Source organism: Microvirga sp. 2MCAF35 (assembly GCF_052115545.1).
Taxonomy (GTDB): domain Bacteria; phylum Pseudomonadota; class Alphaproteobacteria; order Rhizobiales; family Beijerinckiaceae; genus Microvirga.
The window spans coordinates 1-17,886 of sequence record NZ_JBFRGW010000061.1; the positions used below are offsets into that span (position 1 = coordinate 1).

At 61.1% G+C, this 17,886-nt stretch carries 13 protein-coding genes; 4 read left to right on the plus strand and 9 right to left on the minus strand.

The annotated features are described in order from the left end of the window. Positions 1–345 precede the first annotated feature (345 nt). Positions 346–1,206, plus strand: coding sequence for a GNAT family N-acetyltransferase (locus tag AB4097_RS20420; RefSeq protein ID WP_442042941.1), 861 nt, complete (start codon positions 346–348; stop codon positions 1,204–1,206). 524 nt (positions 1,207–1,730) lie between these two features. On the opposite strand, the gene AB4097_RS20425 is transcribed toward AB4097_RS20420, so the two are convergent. The 3 genes from AB4097_RS20425 to AB4097_RS20435 all read right to left on the minus strand — a co-directional run bounded on the left by AB4097_RS20425 (position 1,731) and on the right by AB4097_RS20435 (position 8,536). Further along, on the minus strand, positions 1,731–2,486 hold the full coding sequence (locus AB4097_RS20425) for an outer membrane protein (protein ID WP_442042943.1): 756 nt from the start codon (positions 2,484–2,486) through the stop codon (positions 1,731–1,733). A gap of 174 nt (positions 2,487–2,660) precedes the next feature. Next, positions 2,661–7,673 carry an Ig-like domain-containing protein gene (locus AB4097_RS20430; RefSeq protein WP_442042945.1) on the minus strand — a complete coding sequence of 1,671 codons (5,013 nt, stop codon included), beginning with the start codon at positions 7,671–7,673 and terminating at the stop codon, positions 2,661–2,663. Beyond that, positions 7,670–8,536, minus strand: coding sequence for a sulfotransferase family protein (locus tag AB4097_RS20435; protein ID WP_442042947.1), 867 nt, complete (start codon positions 8,534–8,536; stop codon positions 7,670–7,672). Before AB4097_RS20435 ends, AB4097_RS20430 begins: the two co-directional genes overlap by 4 nt. A 372-nt stretch (positions 8,537–8,908) precedes the next feature. Here AB4097_RS20435 and cysD point away from each other — a divergent pair, with 372 nt between their 5' ends. Both cysD and cysN read left to right on the plus strand, forming a co-directional pair. Further along, positions 8,909–9,832: a sulfate adenylyltransferase subunit CysD gene (gene cysD, locus AB4097_RS20440; RefSeq protein ID WP_442042949.1), complete on the plus strand. Its 924-nt coding sequence runs from the start codon at positions 8,909–8,911 to the stop codon at positions 9,830–9,832. After that, the gene (gene cysN, locus AB4097_RS20445) at positions 9,832–11,736 is read left to right on the plus strand and encodes a sulfate adenylyltransferase subunit CysN (RefSeq protein ID WP_442042951.1); all 1,905 of its coding nucleotides are present in this window, start codon (positions 9,832–9,834) and stop codon (positions 11,734–11,736) included. Before cysD ends, cysN begins: the two co-directional genes overlap by 1 nt. A gap of 264 nt (positions 11,737–12,000) precedes the next feature. Here cysN and AB4097_RS20450 read toward each other — a convergent pair whose 3' ends face one another. Together AB4097_RS20450 and AB4097_RS20455 are read right to left on the minus strand one after the other, a co-directional pair. Then, a complete protein-coding gene (locus AB4097_RS20450; protein WP_442042953.1) occupies positions 12,001–12,420 on the minus strand; it encodes a helix-turn-helix domain-containing protein in 420 nt (139 codons plus the stop codon). A gap of 2 nt (positions 12,421–12,422) precedes the next feature. Beyond that, the gene (locus AB4097_RS20455; RefSeq protein WP_442042955.1) at positions 12,423–12,632 is read right to left on the minus strand and encodes a hypothetical protein; all 210 of its coding nucleotides are present in this window, start codon (positions 12,630–12,632) and stop codon (positions 12,423–12,425) included. 126 nt (positions 12,633–12,758) lie between these two features. Here AB4097_RS20455 and AB4097_RS20460 point away from each other — a divergent pair, with 126 nt between their 5' ends. Continuing rightward, complete coding sequence (locus tag AB4097_RS20460; RefSeq protein WP_442042957.1) at positions 12,759–13,328, plus strand: hypothetical protein; 570 nt, start codon at positions 12,759–12,761, stop codon at positions 13,326–13,328. Positions 13,329–13,564: 236 nt separating this feature from the next. Here the strand turns inward: AB4097_RS20460 and AB4097_RS20465 are convergent, their stop codons facing one another. From AB4097_RS20465 to AB4097_RS20480, 4 genes are all read right to left on the minus strand, one after another. Continuing rightward, positions 13,565–14,578 carry a LysR family transcriptional regulator gene (locus AB4097_RS20465; protein WP_442042963.1) on the minus strand — a complete coding sequence of 338 codons (1,014 nt, stop codon included), beginning with the start codon at positions 14,576–14,578 and terminating at the stop codon, positions 13,565–13,567. A 676-nt stretch (positions 14,579–15,254) separates the two neighbouring features. Further along, on the minus strand, positions 15,255–16,433 hold the full coding sequence (locus tag AB4097_RS20470) for an ABC transporter substrate-binding protein (RefSeq protein WP_442042959.1): 1,179 nt from the start codon (positions 16,431–16,433) through the stop codon (positions 15,255–15,257). Positions 16,434–16,465: 32 nt separating this feature from the next. Continuing rightward, the gene (locus AB4097_RS20475) at positions 16,466–17,164 is read right to left on the minus strand and encodes an ABC transporter ATP-binding protein (RefSeq protein WP_442042961.1); all 699 of its coding nucleotides are present in this window, start codon (positions 17,162–17,164) and stop codon (positions 16,466–16,468) included. After that, positions 17,161–17,778, minus strand: coding sequence for an ABC transporter ATP-binding protein (locus AB4097_RS20480; RefSeq protein WP_442042965.1), 618 nt, complete (start codon positions 17,776–17,778; stop codon positions 17,161–17,163). The genes AB4097_RS20475 and AB4097_RS20480 overlap by 4 nt, the downstream gene beginning before the upstream one ends. Positions 17,779–17,886 lie beyond the last annotated feature (108 nt).

The window sequence follows — 17,886 nt, forward strand, 5'->3', positions numbered from 1 at the left end:
TGATGCGGCGGATCATTTCCGCTCGACCCAGCCGGGTCGTGCGGGCATTCTGGTGCGGGTTGTTCATCTCTCAGGTCCGTCAGGGGTTCGTGTCGCAACGACCACCTTCAGGCCCTCAGACGGGATGAACAACCTCCTCAGATCTCACACCTAGGGGTCCTTTTTCGCAAGCTTGGGCTTCCAAGCTCCTGAACGCTCCTACGAAGCTTTGCTTGAAACTACTTCTCCTTTATTCGTCGACCCGCCGACCATTGGCACGTGCACACTATGGTCGCGGACGGTCACAAGTCGGACCAGCCGGAAGCCGCGCAGCAGTCACTATCGTCCCAACACGCAAGGCAATGGATGAACCCGCTCAACTTCCGTTCCGACTATGCTCGAACCAAGGAGGGTTTGTCGGAACTGACACGGCTCATATACGACGTTTTTGACGTCGATGTTTCGCCCCTGGATCGACTGGGCCATGACCCGAGCGTCGTTGCCTTCGGTTGGTGGCGTGGCAATGAGTTGGTCGCCAACGTCAGCCTCTTTGAGCGGCAGCTGTGGCTCATGGGCGAACAGGTAACAGCCTTCGGCGTTCAATCCGTCGCGGTTCGGCCAGAGTGGCGCGGGAAAGGTCTGTTTCGCGATCTGATGGGGCGAGCCCTCAGTTTTGCCGATGCAAGGGTAAACCTCGTTACTCTCGCAACGGCCACGCCAGGCCTCTACACGCCATTTGGCTTTCGTCAGATCGAAGAAGCAACCTTTAGTGCCGGACTGGCGCTCCGGCAGACGCGGGCAAGCTGCCGTCGGCTATCCTTGGACGTCGAGAGGGATGCTGCATTTCTACGGGATATGTTTACCCGTCGAAGTCCGACTTCGCTGGTGGCTTCGGCTTGCGACCACCCAGCCTTGTTCATGTTGAAGGCGGTCGAGACGCCGGAAATCGAATTGCTCCACCTTCCTGACCTTGATGCGGTCGTCGCGGTAAAAGGACGGGACGGACCATCCATGACTCTGCTCGATATCGTCGCGTCATCGATACCGGCGCTGGAAGCAATCGTTTCTGCTCTGGGCTACACCGGGGAGCGGATCGACGTACACCTGACACCCGACCGTCTCTCTTGGACGCCTGAGGAGCAAACCCCTTTCGACAATGGGCACATGGTTCGCGGCTTCTTCGCGCCAGAGGGACGAGCCTTCATGCTATCCGATATGCAGATCTAATCCCATGCTCGCTCTGGACCAGCTCTATTGGCTTGGGGAAGCCTCAACGCATGGCTGGACTTCCGAATGAAGCGTCTCGCGAATTGGTACGTTCGCACAGGGTTAAAATTTCACGTTCTGGCTGCTTAACGACCCTCGGCAATTGAGTGCCCAAGCGGACCAACGCGTACGTCTCACGAATGCTACAGCATCGGACCCAAAAGTGGATCCACTTTTGGGATCGATTCCGATGCTTTTTCTCTTGGCTGGAGCATCGTTCTTCGCGGAAAACCGGGTCCACTTTTCGCTAGCGCGGCCCGCTGGGTCCGCACGATGCTCTAAGCTGTGAAGTTCCCGCAGCTCCGTGAGGGTCAGCTTAGGAGGTCTATGTTGACCAAGTTCTTGCGTCCGGTGAATACCCGCCGCTGTATATAACGGCGGGCTGAATCAGTTTGCGCGGCCAGGCCAGAGGCCGAAGCGTAAACAGGATCGGGAGCGTGATCGGTCACAGCTCCCGTGCTGGACCTGCGCCAAAGCAGGCGTGGTCAGAACCGGACGTTGACGCCGATGCGGCTGATCCAGCCGTCGTTCCTGAAGCGGTAGCTCGCCGCGTCGCCGGCGCGCGCCAGCGTCAGCGTTTCGTCGGCAAGCCGGTAGTACAGCGTCTCGCTCTTGATCGAGATGTTCTGCGTCAGCCGGTGCTCCGAGCCGCCGCCGACCGCGAACCCGGTCGTCCAGTCGTCGCCGGTCGCCTGCGGGCCGACGCCGGCCGGAAGCACCGTGATCCGCGCCTCGCGCTCGACCTGCGCCACCGCCAGACCACCCGTCACATAGACCAACGTCTCCTGCACCACCGGCAGCAGGCTCGGCATCGTGAAACCGACCCGACCCTTGACCGTCCCGAACCAGTTCATCTGCGAACTCAGGTCCGTGCGCACGGCAAATCCCCCGTCCGCCCCGAACCCGCTGCGCGAGCGGCCCACATCCATCGCGGTCAGGTCGGCTTCCAGGCCCGCCACGACATTCCCGAACTGCCACAGATAGCCGATCTGTGCTCCGCCCCCGAGGCCGGACGCGCTCAGGCCCGCGCGGGTCGGCAGCGCCTCGGGCGCAACGCCGATCACGCCCCGGCGCACCGCCTCGCCGCTGTCGCCGATCCAGGCGCCGTGCACGCCGGCATAGAAGCCGCCCCAGCTGATCGCGAGAGGCGCTGCCACCGGCATTGCAGGTGCCGCTGTCCGCGACAGGTCGGCGGCCAGGGCCGCGGCCGTGCCGGCGATCAGGGCGGACAGGGACAACACGAGGCGCTTCATGAGGATCTCCGGACAAGGCATCGGACGAGAGAAGGAGTGGCGTCGGTGGGGTGGGAGGGGGCCCGACGGAGGATCCGCCCGGCTCCAAGTCTTAGCGCATCGTGCGAAAAAATGGACCCGGTTTTCCGCACGATGCGCTCTTCAAAGAGTGGAGCATCGCTCTTAAAGGATCACGTCGCTATAGGCGAACTTGCCGGCGATCTTGATTTCGAAATCGGCCCGGCCGTCGCCGTTGACGTCGCCCATCAGCACGCCGTGATCGTAGCGCAGCTGTCCGGCCTTGCCGGTGAAGCCCGCCTGCAGGAAGGCGCCGCTCTCATGCCAGAACAGGAACGGTGCGTCCTGGCTCGTCCAGGTGAAGGCCTGGTTGCCCTTGAGATGGGTGTTGGCATCGATGCCGCGCAGGTCGATCCGGTCGTGCCCCGACTGGAAGTCGTAGATCACGTCGCGCTGCGCGCCGACCTTGCTGTCCTTGAACGAGGTGAAGACGAAAACATCTTTGCCGGAGCCGCCCCACATCTTGTCGCGGCCGAGCCCGCCCGTGATGCGGTCGTTGCCGGCCTCACCCTTGAGGGTGTCGTTGCCGGCATCGCCGGACAGCTGGTCGTTGCCCGTCCCACCCCACAGGCTGTCGTTGCCGGCGCCCCCCAGCATCGTATCGTGGCCGGTGTTGCCGTAGAGCCGGTCGTTGCCGTCATCGCCATAGAGCCGGTCACGTCCCTCGCCGCCCTCCAGGCGGTCATGGCCCGAGCCGCCGAAGAGCCAGTCGTTGCCCTCCCCGCCCGAGACGGTGTCGTTGCCGGCATCGCCGTAGAGCCAGTCGTTGCCGCCATGCGAGCCGACATAGTCGTCGCCGCCGCCGCCGTGCAGGGTGTCGTCATCGGCGCCGAGCACGATGTGCTGTCTGGCGCTGTCGGCGTAGACCATCTGTGAACCGGCGCCGCCGGTGAGGGTGACGCTGCCGATCACCGCCGCGAAGTCGACGTTGTCGAGCTGGAGGTGGGTGCCGGGCGGCAGCCCGCTGCTGTCGATCACCAGGGCGGTCTGAGGAATGCCCGGGGTGGTGGGGATGCCGGAGATCACCAGCGGCTGGCCCGGGGCCGCGGGGCTGCCGGGCAGCATCGTGGGCGTGATCGTCTGCACGATCATCGGCGTGTCGCCCGGCAGGAGACCAAGGAAGCCTGAACCGCCCCCCGCGAGCTGTCCCTGATCGGTCGAACCGGCTTGCGTATGAGCCTGGATCTCGCGGATCAGGTCGGCGAGCGACGTGCCGGCGGTCTTGGGCGCCGATGGGCCGGAGACTTGCAACCCATAGCCCACCGGCAGCTGCGCCAGCAGGATGGTTTGCCCGCCGGAGGTCACCAGCGGAATATCGGCCAGGCCCGGGGTCCCGTCCGTGTCGCTGCGCCCGGGCGTCACCACCGGGATCGTGAGGGTCCGGCCCGGGCTGCCGTCCGGATAGGTGACGGGGGTCTCGACCACGGTCAGGCCGTCGGTCTGGCGCGGGTCGATGCTGTATGGCAGCGAAGCGGTGCCGGCGACCGGCACGTTGCCGGCGGCGGCGCTCCAGCCGGTGCCGACCGTGATCAGGTTGTGGCTGCTGGCCTGGTTCCCGTTCGGAGTCAGGGTGGCGGTGTAGACCCTTGGATCCGTGCCCGACACCGCAAGGTTGGAGAGCGTGGCGTTCTGCACCGTCACGTCCGCGACGGAGAAGCCCACGGGCGCTTCCGAGAAGGTGAAGGTGACGACTGCGCTCTGGCCCGCGGCCAGATGGGTCGAGGACAACGCGATCGCAACCGTCGGCGGCACGCTGTCGAGCGCGTAGGAGCGAGACAGAACCACGCTGTCATTGCCGCCCAGATCGGTGACCTTCACGATCAGCGTGTCGCTGCCGGTGAGCGTCTGTCCAGCCAGCGTCCACGTGCGTGCGCCATCCGCCTGAGCGGCTGTCCACGTCGCGCCGTTGTTCAGGGAGACGAAGACAGTGTCGCCGGCCTGGAGATCGGCCGACAGCGTGCCGCTGATGGTCTGAGCCGCCGTCTTCGTGACCAGGTCCGTCGCCGACGCTCCGGTATCGGCCGAGAAGACGACGCTGACCGGGGTCGCGGTCGGCGCAGCAGTGTCGAAGGTGAGCGACGGCGTGACACCGGCGCCGCCGAGATTGCCGGCCGCATCCGCGTAGGAACCGGCCGCGACCGTGATGCTGGCGGTTCCATTGTTGATATTCGCATCCGGCGTGAAGGTGGCCGTTCGTACGGTGCCCGAGCCGGAGATGGCGGACAATGTGCCACCGCTGACCGCGATGTCGCCGCTGCTGCCGTCCCACGTGAAGGTATTACCCGGATCTTCGCTGAACGTGAAGGTGATCGTCGCGGTCTCACCGGCCTTGAGGGACGACCTGTCGCTGGTGATCGTGGTCGTGGGCGGCGTGCGATCAACGATCACCAACTGCCCCTCTGAAGCCGCGCTCATGTTACCGGTCGCGTCGACGGCGACGGCGACGAAGGTGTGCGGGCCTTCGTTGAGACCGTTAAGCGAGAAGCTGTACTTTCCACCGATCGCCGTCACGCTGGCGATCTCGTTGGCGCCATCATACAGCCTGACCGTGACGCCATTCTCCGCAGTGCCCTCGATGGTCAGCGGATTCGTGTTGGTGAGGCCGTCACTGTTCGAGGTCCCCGTATCATTGCCGTTGGCGAGGGTCGGCGTGCCCGGGGTAGCTGGCGCGAGCGTGTCGAAGCCAAATGACAGGCTGGCGTTGGAGCCGGTGTTGAGCTTCGCGTCCTGGTAGTTACTGCCCTGGACCGAGATGCTGGCCATTCCGCCCTCGGTATCTGCAGTCGGCGTGAAGGTTGCGGTGCGCGTCGTGCCGGTGCCGCTGATCGCACTCAAGGTACCGCCGACGACTGCAATGCCACCGCTGCTTCCGTCCCAGCTGAAACTCGAACCCGGATCTTCGCTGAAGCTGAAGGTGATGGTCGCGGTTTCGCCGATCTTGAGGGACGGCTTGTCGCTGGCGATGGTCAGCGTCGGCGCCTTGGTGTCGTAGGTCAGTGAGGTGCTGGCGGCAGGGTTGCCGTTCCCCACCGTGTCCTGGTAGGCGTCGCTCCTAACGCCAATGGTGGCCGTGCCGTTGTTGATATTGGCGGTCGGCGTGAAGACGGCGGTACGCGTCAGGCCGCTGCCGCTGATCGGTCCCAGCGTGCCGCCGCTGAAGATGACGTCGGACGCATCGAAGCTCGCGCCCGGGTCTTCGCTGAAGGTGAAGGTGATGACGCTGCTCTCGCCCACCTTCAGGACGGGTTGGCTGCTGCTGACCGACACCGTCGGCGCCTTGGTGTCGTAGCTGATCGCGGGGCCGTTGCTGACAACGGTGTTGATGTTGCCGGCTGCATCCGCGAAGGAGCCGGCGTTCACGCTAATGCTGACCGTGCCGTTATTGATGTTGGCGGTCGGCGTGAAGGTGGCGGTACGGACCGTGCCGCTGCCGCTGATCGCCGATAGCGTGCCACCGCTGACGCTCACGTCGCCGCTGCTGCCATTCCAGGTGAAGCTCGCACCCGGGTCTTCGCTGAAGGTGAAGGTGAGGGTGGCGGTATCGCCGACCTTGAGCACCGACTTGTTACTGGTGATCGTCAGGGTCGGCGCGACGCCGTCGACGGCGATGTCTTTGTTGACCAACAGCGAGGAGAGGCTACCGGGGGACGGCAGCGTCAGCGATGCGTCGACGCTGGGGTTGCCATGCGCCTTGATCGCGCCGCCGTTCAGCGCGATGGCGATGCTCTGGAGATCGAGGTCCGCCGAGGTGTCGCCGGCCTGCACCGTGTAGCGGAAAGTCAAGGTCGACGTACCCGAACCGCTCAAGTAATTGATGACCCGGTCCGTCGCGCCGGTTTCCAACGTCACCTGCGGCGTGCCGGTCACGTCGACGGCGTCGTTAAAATTCAGCTGGATGTCGATCGTGTCGCCGATCTTGTAGGTCTTGTTGGTGTTTGGTGAGGTAACTTGGGTGACGACTGGTGGCGGGGGCGCGATGCTGGAGATCGAGATGCTGTCGATCATGATGTAATCGAGTGCACCATCCGCGGCAGTGATCTTCAGCGTCTTGATAGGCGTGCCGCCTAGATTGGAGAGGTTAATCGAGGTGGCCAAATAGTCGTAGATCAAATATTGGTTGACAGACGACCCGACCAGATGGCCGCTGGCGTCATAGCCCCTGATGATCAGGTTCTCGGGAGCGAACGTATAATTGTTGTAGTTGGCAATTGCGATCGCGCCAGGCGTGAAGAGTTGTCCGTCGACGAAAGAGATCGTCAACGCACTTTCTGGAGTAGGCAACCCGGCAAAGATCTGTCCAGCTGGCTGGTCAGTATAAGCGAACACGCCATTGCTCGCACCGTCGATCTTGAGCTGGTAGTTGAAATCCCCATTGAGGCGATAGACCACGTCAGTGCTTACTGCCGCCTTCTGAGGGTCAGAAACGTTAAGCCCGCTGATGAAGTTTGCGGTGTTGCCGAAACTGTATGTGCCGGGAGCAAAGTTGAGCACATTCTGGTACAATGCTGCCGTCTGCGCATGGACTACCGCAGCCGTCTCGACCTGCCCGCTAACCACCTCCAGGTTCCAGTCGCCACCCAAGGCTGCCGAACCAGTCAAGTCGTTCGACGCCGCCACGTCCGCCCCGGTTGCGATCGCAAGCTGCTGCACGAAATCGACGCCGCTGTCCGCGCCGATGTTGCAGCCGTACAGCAGGATATCACCGTCCGCGCTCATGCCCTGGCGGATCCCCTGCAGGTCGTCCCGGTACGCGTCCAGATTCGCACTGCCGAGGATCAGGCTGCCGAGATGGGCTGCGCCCGCCTCGCCGTGTGAAATGATGTGCAGAGCGTCAATCCCACTCCTTCCAACCAGCGCCTGCGCGATCTGGTGCAGGCCATCCTGGGTGGAATCCAGGAGGATGACCTCCTTGTCGCGACCGATCCCGCTGAGCAGGGTTCCGATGTCGGCGACATCATCCTCAATGAACACGATCTCCTTACGCGGCGCGGCGATCGCCAGCTCCAGGCTCGGCACGTCAGCCGCTTGCCCCCCTATCGCAGCATTGTCCATTCCATATACGGAACCGGAATCAATGATGAGATTGTCACTAGCGAAATCGATAACTTCGGACGTCATGATTGATTCCCTTGTTGGGATGGCTGTGCGGCGATGACATTGGCGGCGCTGCCGGCCTTGTCATTCCAGAAGGACATCTGGTTGAACTTGTCGAACAGATCGGGCGGGATGATCGTCGGGCGGGGCGTGAACTTCACTTTCGCCTTGACCTTGTGCAGGCTGGGCGCACCGAGTTGCTGGTCGAACTCCTCGGCGTCGTATTCGACGTTGTCGAAATCGTGCTCGAAGTGCGGCTCGCCGAGAAAGTCGTAGATCAGGGTCATGACCTTGGCCGGGGCGCGGGTCAGCAGCTCGTAATCGACCACCAGCAGCGACGAAGCATGTTCGCCATAGAAGGCCTCGCGCAGGGCCGACCAGGCATAGCCGACCGTCTGGTCATGCTGGGCGAGCCCCTCCAGGCGGCTGTAGACGGTGCCTCGGGCTCCGGCCACGCCGAACAGGCGGGTGTGCTCGTAGGGATTGGCGCGGTAGAGGCGCTCGAAGCTGTCCATGATCCACGCCACGTTGCGCACGCAGGCGATCACTTTCGCTTGCGGAAACAGGTCATGGATCAGCGGCAGCCTGGCGCACCAGCTGCGGTTGGTGTCGAAGATGACGTCCCTCTCGACATCCGAATAGTAGGAGTCGAACAGGCCCCGCAGGAGTTCACGGCGCTTGACCGTGCCGACGACGGGGGCGAATTCGCTGCCGGCACTGACCTGGCCGAGCACGGCGCTGCAGAGCGACCCGACAGGGCTCGTCATCCCCGCATGGAACCGCGGGTTCTGCAGCAGGATACCCGACAACAGGGTCGATCCCGAGCGCGGCAAGCCCGAGATGAAGTGGTAGCGCGATGAACGCAGTTGATGGGCCCCTGGGATCATGCTTACGGCCTTTTGGAGGGAGGCTTTTTGCTCCTGTGGCAGGAGCGAAGACATTCCTATAGGGAAGCAACAATCCCGGATATGGCATGGAAAGCACAGTAAGGTTAATTCGGCGGTGAAACTGGCACGCCGCTCGGCAACCGGGGTTTTGTACTTGAAGATCGCAACGGATGATCTAAGATAGATATGTATTGTTATAACAATTTGTTGAATGTTTGCCTCTTTGAGGCCCGCTCCTTCTTACCAAGTTCCGGATAAGGGCTTTTCCTCTTCAACTCTGTTCTTTAAGGGACATCCGCTGCCCGTTTCGTAGCGAATTCCCGGCAGCGCCCCGCCCGATCGTGCTCTGCCGCGAACGCTGAAGAGAACAGGATGTCGGCCTTACAGGACAGGAACGCTCGCACTCCTCACCTCAAGCGACTTGAGGCCGAGTCGATTTACATTATGCGGGAGGCTGTGGCCCAGTTCCGCAAGCCAGTGATGCTCTATTCCATCGGCAAGGACAGCTCGGTCATGCTGCACCTGGCCCTCAAAGCCTTCTACCCCTCCAAGCCGCCCTTCCCTCTCCTGCACGTCGACACCACGTGGAAATTCCGGGAGATGATCGCGTTCCGAGACCGTCGCGCGGCCGAGATCGGCCTCGATTTGATCATCCATGTCAACGAAGAGGGTGTGCGGAAAGGGATCGGGCCGTTCACGCATGGATCGGCCGTCCACACGGATGTGATGAAAACCCAGAGCCTGAAGCAGGCCCTCGACGGGTATGGCTTCGATGCCGCATTCGGCGGCGCCCGCCGCGACGAGGAGAAGTCCCGTGCGAAGGAGCGCATCTTCTCCTTTCGAACAGCAACCCATCGATGGGATCCCAAGAACCAGCGCCCGGAGCTGTGGAACCTCTACAATGGACGGATCAGCAAGGGTGAAAGCGTCCGCGTGTTTCCCCTGTCGAATTGGACGGAACTCGACATCTGGCAATACATCGCCCAGGAGAGCATCCCTGTGGTTCCCCTCTACCTCGCCAAACCACGACCCGTGGTCATAAGGGACGGCGCGTTGATCATGGTAGACGACGACCGCATGCCGCTGCAGCCGGGTGAGCAACCTGAGATGCGCTGGGTGCGCTTTCGGACCCTCGGCTGCTATCCGCTGACGGGTGCGGTGGAAAGCAGGGCCCAAACCCTACCGCAGGTGATCGACGAGATGCAGCAGGCGAAGACGTCCGAGCGTCAGGGCCGTGTCATCGACCAGGATGCCGCCGCTTCCATGGAGTTGAAGAAGCAGGAAGGCTACTTCTGATGGTCGGAACGACGAGCCCCCCAGCCTCCGAGACGGAAGCCGGCCTGCATAGCCTGCCCCAGAACGATCTGCTGCGGTTCATTACCTGCGGCTCGGTCGATGACGGCAAGTCGACGCTGATCGGCCGGCTTCTGTATGACGGCGGGCTCCTGCTGGAGGACCAGCTCGCCAGCCTCAAGGCGGATTCCCGGCGCTTTGGCACGAGCCACTACGGCGAGCTCGATTTGGCACTCCTCGTCGACGGCCTGGCGGCCGAGCGCGAGCAGGGCATCACCATTGATGTGGCCTATCGCTCCTTCGCGACGAAGCATCGGAGGTTCATCGTCGCGGACACCCCGGGTCACGAGCAATATACCCGCAACATGGTCACAGCCGCCTCGACGGCGGACGCAGCCGTGCTCCTGGTCGATGCCCGCAAAGGTCTTCTCACCCAAACGCGCCGTCACGGTTTCATCGCGACCCTATTGGGAATCCGGCATGTCGTACTTGCCGTCAACAAAATGGACCTTGTCGAGTGGGACCGGCACGTCTTCGAGCACATCGCCTCGGAGGCTCAAGGCCTGGCCCGGCGGTTGAGCCTTGAGCCCATCACCTGCATTCCTTTATCGGCTCTACTTGGTGACAACGTGACCAACGTCTCCGACCGGATGGAGTGGTACCAAGGGACGACCCTCCTTGAGCATCTCGAGACGGTAAAGGCCAGTTCCAACACTCGGCTCGGATCCTTCCGCCTGCCCGTTCAGTGGGTGAACCGGCCTGACCAGAACTTCCGCGGCTTCTCCGGCACCCTTGTCAGTGGTTCGGTCCGGACCGGCGATCGTGTCGTTGTGCTGCCAAGTGGCCAAACCACCCGCCTGGAAAAGATCGTCACCATGGATTGCCACCTGAACGAGGCGGCGGCAGGCGATGCGATCACGGTGGTTCTCGCCGACGACCTCGATGTCTCGCGCGGCGACGTGATCGCCCCGCCTGACGATCTGCCTGAAGTCTCGGATCAATTGTCCGCCCACATCGTCTGGCTCGGGGAGCAGCCTCTGTTGCCTGGCCGGCCATACCTTCTGCGCCTGGGCACGGCGACAGTCGGGGCTCAGGTGACTGAGCTGAAGCATAGGGTGAACATCTCCACGCTGGAGCCTGTTGCGGCCAAGAGCCTCAGCCTGAACGAGGTTGGTGTCAGCAACCTGGCAACGGATCAGCCGCTTGTTTTCGAGCCGTACGATAAGAACCGGGCGATGGGCAGCTTCATCCTGATCGACCGGATGAGCAATGCCACCGTTGGGTGCGGCATGATCGACTTTGCCTTGCGCCGGGCATCGAACATCCACCGCCAGAGGATGACGATCGATAAGGCGGCCCGCGCGGCAGCGCTCGGTCAGAAACCTTGTGTGCTCTGGTTCACCGGCCTGTCGGGCGCAGGCAAGTCGACGATTGCCGACCTCGTCGAGCAGGACCTGCATCGGCGCGGATACAGGACCATGAGCCTCGATGGCGACAACGTCCGTCATGGTCTCAATAAGGATCTGGGGTTTACCGATCCCGATCGGGTGGAAAACGTCCGGCGGGTTGCAGAAGTAGCCCGGCTCATGGTCGAGGCGGGCCTGATCGTACTGGTCAGCCTTATCTCCCCGTTCCGCAGTGAACGGCAGATGGCTCGCAGCCTGATGGAACAGGATGAGTTCCTGGAGATCTTTGTCGATGCGCCTCTGGAGATCTGTGAAGCAAGGGACCCTAAAGGTCTCTACAAGAAGGCGCGCTCAGGCTTGATCCCGAATCTAACCGGGATCGGCAGCCCGTATGAGTCTCCAGACAGCCCTGAGCTGGTTCTCGCCTCGGGAGAAGGAGAGGCCCAGCAACTCGCCGCCTGCGTGGTTCAGATGCTGACGAGCAGAGGCATCATCTCGTAGACACCGCTCCTCCATCATCTCGGCCCGATCACGGCCGCCGTTCCCGTATTTGCAATACCAGCGTACACACAGCAGAACGATCTCGACTGGAAAGCGACGGCGCTTGAACAGACACAACATAGTGGCTCCTCAACAAACCGCCCCCCACTATATAACCGGAGTTACTACAACGGATCTGGCAGGAATGCCGGGAAGCCAAGCAACGCCGACTGAAAACCTGATGCGGTTCCTGGGCGAGGCCTCCCTGACAGGGTCGAACGGGCTCTACGACTCGACCGCCTCCTGAGCCTTCAGAACAGCCTCGACGACATCCACAATGCTCCGTTGGATCGCGACGTCCGCGACATCGGCAAACAATTCGATCAGCCTGACACCGTGCGGGGTGCTTGCGATTGAGTTGAATGCACTCTCGGTGGCGCGATTCGAGCCCGTTTGATCCGTCAGGCCATCGAAGAAATAGATCACATCGACTCCCAGGATCCTTGCGATGTCAAGGAGACGACCCGCCCCGACCCGGTTCACCCCCTTCTCGTATTTTTGGATCTGCTGGAATGTCAGGCCGAGAGCGTCTCCCAGCTTCTCCTGGCTCATTCCTATTGCGATACGCCTCAGCCGGATTCGTTTGCCGATATGCCGGTCGGTTTCGTTCGGTGATTTCTGCATTTGCCCCTCAGTCCTACACATGTTCAGTGCAGGACGCCCGGACGGGACGGGGCACGGAACGCCAGCAGGCGGCCGACATCGTCGATCAGCCTCTCACGGTCCGCTCTCGGCATGGCAGCGATGCGTTCGGCCACATAGGCCTGAACCTGCCCCCAGTCATCGCCATGGCGTTGCACTGCCTCATGGCATAGCTCAGCCAAGGTTGCAGTCGTAGGACTATCCTGTCGGGTCATCACCCCCTCCCGTTCAACACAGATGTAGAACCGTCATACATCTAAGCATCTTCAGAATTCCTGATCCCTCAGGCTCATTACCTGCACTTTCCAAGCAGTTCAAAGGCGTCCTTCATGGATCAGGAAATGTCCCGCATCCACCAACACGACAATCTTGTTCGGGTCGAGGTCGTCACAACAGCCGAGCAACTTCTCCACGCCCATGCCATTCGGGCCATCTGCTTCATGGAAGAACATGGTGTCTCCGCCCGTCAGACCTACGATGGCAACGACTACCAGGCGACCCACATCATCGTTTACGCCGGCGATGAGCCCATCGGCACGGCCCGGATCCGCTGGTTCAAGGACTTCGCCAAGATGGAGCGCACGAGCTTTCGCAAGGCATGGCGGGATCCTCGGGTGATCAAGCGGTGCGCCGAGTTCATCTTCGAGCACATCAGCCGCAAGGGCTACGATTGCGTGATCACCCACGCCAAGCCGGTCTATGCCCGCCTGTGGCAACGCATGCTGGGCTTCACGCCGGCTCCAGGCAAGGAGCCCCTCTATTTCGAGGGGCACGACGAGCCCTATATCGAACTCGTCAAGCACCTGACACCCCCCGACAACGCCATCACGTCCGCCTCCGATGCCGCCGTTCTCTTCCGCATCGAAGGATATTGGGATATCCACTCCGAGTTCGAGGCGGTTGAATCATGACTCCGGACGCATCTCCTGCCCTCCCGGATCTGAAGAACGCTGACGCAGGCGCCGTTATGGACTACTTCCAATCTTACCTGCAGCAGGTGGTGACCCTGCACTCCGCCATGTTTCAGAAGCTGCTGTTCGAGACCGACGGGGTGCTGCTCGAGCTGTCCGAACTGTTTGAGGATGTCGGCAATACCTATCTCGGCCTCTCGGAAAGCATCAGCCTGCATCATCTTCAACGCCAGCTTTCACAGGTTGAAGAGCAGCTTGATCCCCGTATCGAACCGGCTCTGCGGAGGGTCGAGACGAAGTCTCGGCGCAAACCAAGGGTTCGAGGTTCCAAACATCTCACACAACCAGTCAAAGACTAGGCGGACAGGCCGTGCATTCAGCCGCTCGGACAAAACGAGGGCATACATCGGAACCGAGATTGCCACATCGAGCTCCAATGGAACTGCATTCGGCTCCAGGATCGTGTAGCTGCCGAGGAGCCCGATGCCGAGACCGGCCTTGACGAGCATGCCATAGGCCATCGAGTTGTCGCAGAAATGCGCGACCTGGCCTTGGGAGACAACCCCGTTCCATGGTCCCCACAATCCTGTCCTGGCTGTGTAGAACTCTGACTGCAGAAAGAAGTGCTGAGGCAGGTTGGAGCGGGTCGGGATCCCGTGCTGCTGGATATAGGACTTCGCCACGATCGGGATGAAGTGGAGATAACCCAGCTTCTGCATGGAAATGTCGGCCGCCTCGATGGGATTGAAACCGATCATCATGTCGGTCTGATTGTCCCGCAGGCTCACGACGTTGGCCGGGCTCTTGAGATGCAGTTGGATCTTCGGGTATTCTGCGGCGAAGCTGGTGACAGCGGGTGCGACGAAGAAGGTGTTGAGACCATCCGTGATGCTGACCCGAACGATGCCTTCCGCATCCTTGTTCTCGGCCCTGAGATCGTTGGTGAGGGCGAAGAGCGAGTGGTCGAGGGTTGTCAGAGCCTGGGCCAACGCTTGACCCTTCGGGGTCAGCTTGACCCCATGCTGTGTCGGGACGAACAGTTGGGCTCCCATGAGATCCTGAAGCCGTTTGACCTGGCGGCTGACCGTCGGCTGACTGGTGTTGAGGACCTCGGCGGCTCGATTGAAGGATTTGGCTTTCGCAACAGCCAGAAACACCCGCAACTCGCCCCAGAATTGGCCGCTCAGGATGTTTTCGTTATCCAGGGGGGAGCGGATGAGATTCTGCTGGTCGGGGTCGAAAGGCCTCATGTTCACTAACAATGTCCAATCCGGTCGATGAAGCATTGTTACACAATCGGCAGCGCGTCACAATCATCAGGAAAATAAGCTTTCCTCAAGTCTTTGAAAGGGACTCCAGCATGGTCTCCCTACGATCCCCAGAGCTGAAGAACAATAGCTCAGCACCCTGGTTGCGACGATCTCTTATCGAACCAGGATGCGCGCACCGGCGCCCGCTCGCCAGAAAGGGCGGCAAACCTTCACATTCCGACCACAAGACAGGGGTCGGCTTTGGGCAGCGAAGCGGACCAAGTTTTTCGGCGCGTGTGAGAACGTTGACGAGGCCCTTCCTCCACGAAGCTTTATGTCTCGTAAGCATTGAGGAACCGAGGAAGCCCCGGGATGAGGCCTTAATCCCGTACAGATGCATCGCCGGGATCAGCCTAGAGCATCGGACGTGAAATCGAACTCACGCCCGATGCTCTAAATTGTTGTCGTCCCGCACCTTTTCACGCAAAACCGGTTCCCACTTTTGCGTTCGATGCTCTAGGCTGAGTTTTCACGCAATTTCACTCACACAGTCACCGCACTCTGAGATCACAGCGTCTCCAAGAATGCGTCGAGCAGGATCGGAAACATCAGCTGCTTAAGCGGGCTGGCCGGGCACTCGGCAGTCCGCTCAGCATTTCATGACCTTACCAAATAATCAAAGTTTGCATTCACCGCTTGGAGGAGGTGTGGCGGCCTTCGAGTCGAAGCCGCGCACCACCTGAATCACAGGCTTGCCGTCCTTATCGGCGACGCGACCGAGATAGTTCGGCATCTCGAGCTGGTGGTCTGCAGCGCGCATCGTGACTTGTCCATAGACGGTTTCGGCGGTCATATCGTTGAGAGATTTGGCGATATCCGATGCCTTGGCACTCTTGGCCTTCTTCGCCGCTTCAAAGATCACCTGCATGCCCGAGTATGCCTCACCTTCGTATTCCGTAGGGTCGGTATTGAACTTCGCACGCCAAGCGGCAACAAACTTCTGGTTATTTGAAGTTTCGATGGACGCCGAGTAGTTGACATTGCCCCAGAAGCCAATCGCATCCGTACCGACGGCCTTGATGATGGAGGATGCCACGAAGTTGTGGCCGAAGACCGTCATCTTGTCGATAAGGCCGAACTGCTTCGCCTGCTTGGCAAAGTTCACGGCTTCGGAACCTGCGAGAGCCACCCATAGACCTTCAGCGCCGGAGTCGCGGAGCTGCGTGATATAGGGCGCGAAGTCGGCCGTGCCGAGGGGAGCATACAATTCGGTCTTGATCGACTTGCCAGTCTTTGTGGCCGCAGCCTTGAAGGCAGCGCCGGAGCCACGCCCCCAAACATAATCTGCGCCGATGATGGCCCAATTCTTCGTTTGGCTCTCGGCCAGCCAAGGCTCAACGATGGCGATGTCCATATCGTCGGAATGGTTCGCACGGAAGGTGCGCGGTGTACAAGAATCGCCTGTCAGCTTGGGTGTCTTGTTGACGACCGATACATAGATCGCATCCCAGCGGTTGAGCTGCGTCGACAGCGCGAGACCGACGGCCGACGAGATGGACCCGATCAGGATCTTGTGACCATCGGTCGCGAGCTTCTCGGCCGCACGACGGCCGGCTTCCGGATTTCCTTCGTCGTTGCCGATCTTGACCTCGACTTTACGGCCATCGACGCCGCCCGCCGCATTGGCTTCTGCAGCGGCGAACTCGATCGCACGGATCACCTGCTCTCCGAGAGCTGCATAGGGACCGGTCTGCGAAGTGGGAACGCCGATTTTCAGAGGCTCTGCTTGCGCAAGGGCGCCCGTCGCGCATGAGAGACTCAAGAGTATGGCAAGAGAGTATTTGCGATCAGACATGTGGTTTCCTCCAGATATAGTTTTTATTGCCCTTATTGCATTATGCTCTTTTGAAGATCATGCTGATTGACATCAGCAACATGCCCCGACCTTACGACGCTTCCTTTGGAGATCACGTAGAAACGGTCGGTTATCTCTCGCACGAGATTGAGATGCTGTTCGATCAAGAGGATCGCGACACCCGTAGCGGCGAGATCTTTGAAAATGGCGCTGATCTCATCGACGATGACCGGGGCAAGCCCCTCGCATGGCTCATCGAGTATGAGGAGATCCGGGTTCAACATCAGCGCCCTTCCGATGGCAATCATCTGCTGTTGGCCGCCGCTGAGCGCGGTGCCTGGTGCATTGCGCCGTTCATGGAGAATGGGGAACAGACGGTAGATCTCATCGATAGTCCAGCGTCCCTTGCGGCCCAGCGCAGCGCCAAGCCGCAGGTTCTCTGCGACGGTCAGGTTCGGCAGGATCTTCCGGCCCTGTGGCACGACAGCGATGCCGTATGTGGCGGCTGTATGCCCTGCAATTCTCGGCAGAGCCCTGCCACGGCAGAGCACCTCGCCTGCCATGAGTTTCGAGGTGCCGAGGAGCGTGTTGACGATCGTTGTCTTGCCGACCCCGTTTCGACCGATCACGGACACGCGCTCGCCTTCGCCGATCTCAAGATCGAGATCATGGAGGATGCGGGCTGCGCCATAGCCCGCGCGAATATTCCGCATTTCCAGAAAGGGGTTCATGCCGTGCTCCCGAAATAGGCCTGAACGACCTTTGGATCGCTTCGTACGGCGCGGGGCGCGCCCTCGACCAGCAGCCTGCCTGTCTCAAGAACGGTCAGCACATCGCAGACCTTGAAGATTACATCCATATCGTGCTCGACCAGGAGAACGGCCACATTCCATCGCTGCGCGATTTCGCGGAGATGATCCGTCAGGCTATGAGACTCGCTCGCGGATAACCCCGCTGCTGGCTCGTCGAGGAGCAGAACCCGCGGCATGCCGACAAGGGCGAGCGCGAGATCGACGAGGCGTTGCTGACCATAGCTGATCTCTCCGGCATGAACGTCCAGGACGGCATGGAGGTTGAACATCTCGACGAGATCGGCCGTATTGTCGTCGTCGACCCATTCGGCTGCCAACTCGAGTTGTGACCGCACGCTCAGTTCGGGAAAGATCGAGGTTCGCTGGAACGAGCGTGATAAACCGAGGCGGCGTCGCTTGTCGGGTGACAAGGAGGAAATGTCGGCCTCGCCGAGAATGACTGCCCCGCTTCCCCGGGTGCGCCCCGAGACGACGTCAATGAAGGTCGATTTTCCGGCGTCTGGCCTGCCCCCTTTGAAGTGGTCCTCCCTGATGTATGGCTTTTTGCCATTTGGAGGACGAGAGAATGCCCAGGAAGAGACACACGGCTGAAGAGATTGTCGCGAAGTTGCGGCAGGTTGATGTGCTGACGGCGCAAGGCC

Coding starts and splice junctions, on each gene's coding strand:
- AB4097_RS20420 (WP_442042941.1), top strand. CDS start 346: ATGAACCCGCTCAACTTCCGTTCCGACTATGCTCGAACCAAGGAGGGT.
- AB4097_RS20430 (WP_442042945.1), bottom strand. CDS start 7,673: ATGACGTCCGAAGTTATCGATTTCGCTAGTGACAATCTCATCATTGAT.
- AB4097_RS20435 (WP_442042947.1), bottom strand. CDS start 8,536: ATGATCCCAGGGGCCCATCAACTGCGTTCATCGCGCTACCACTTCATC.
- cysD (WP_442042949.1), top strand. CDS start 8,909: ATGTCGGCCTTACAGGACAGGAACGCTCGCACTCCTCACCTCAAGCGA.
- cysN (WP_442042951.1), top strand. CDS start 9,832: ATGGTCGGAACGACGAGCCCCCCAGCCTCCGAGACGGAAGCCGGCCTG.
- AB4097_RS20450 (WP_442042953.1), bottom strand. CDS start 12,420: ATGTGTAGGACTGAGGGGCAAATGCAGAAATCACCGAACGAAACCGAC.
- AB4097_RS20455 (WP_442042955.1), bottom strand. CDS start 12,632: ATGACCCGACAGGATAGTCCTACGACTGCAACCTTGGCTGAGCTATGC.
- AB4097_RS20460 (WP_442042957.1), top strand. CDS start 12,759: ATGTCCCGCATCCACCAACACGACAATCTTGTTCGGGTCGAGGTCGTC.
- AB4097_RS20465 (WP_442042963.1), bottom strand. CDS start 14,578: ATGAGGCCTTTCGACCCCGACCAGCAGAATCTCATCCGCTCCCCCCTG.
- AB4097_RS20470 (WP_442042959.1), bottom strand. CDS start 16,433: ATGTCTGATCGCAAATACTCTCTTGCCATACTCTTGAGTCTCTCATGC.
- AB4097_RS20475 (WP_442042961.1), bottom strand. CDS start 17,164: ATGAACCCCTTTCTGGAAATGCGGAATATTCGCGCGGGCTATGGCGCA.